The 386-nt window shown below is 47.9% G+C and carries 1 pseudogene; it reads left to right on the top strand.

Annotated elements, in window-relative coordinates:
- Positions 1–386 (top strand): annotated as a pseudogene (locus tag FGT79_RS31520) (hypothetical protein); the annotation flags it as partial.

Below are 386 nucleotides of genomic sequence, written 5' to 3' on the forward strand. Positions count from 1 at the left end.
TTGTCACAAGGTGCGGACACAGTAGAGGGCGAAGTGAAGTTTGACGAAAATGAAGAGGCCATCCTTACATCAGCTGGATATACAGTCAAAGCGCCATCGAAGTTCAGCGGGACCTTTATTGCCGAGAGTGATGATGTGTACCTCAAATCGCCAGAAGGTAAGTTGACGCAGTTGACTAGGGTTGCTTCCGCTCCAACAGCTGAGCAGTACGCCATTACAACTGGCGGCGTCATCACATCGGACACATCGAACAACAACAAAAATATTGTCGTCATCTATAAATGGAGCAAGGCACAGGGGACGAAAAGTAACTTCACAGGCACGCGTAAGCCGAAGCCATTTAAGTTCATTCACCGTTTTGAACTTATCAACGATCGCACCGGACT

Source organism: Paenibacillus sinopodophylli (genome assembly GCF_005930355.1).
Taxonomy (GTDB): domain Bacteria; phylum Bacillota; class Bacilli; order Paenibacillales; family Paenibacillaceae; genus Pristimantibacillus; species Pristimantibacillus sinopodophylli.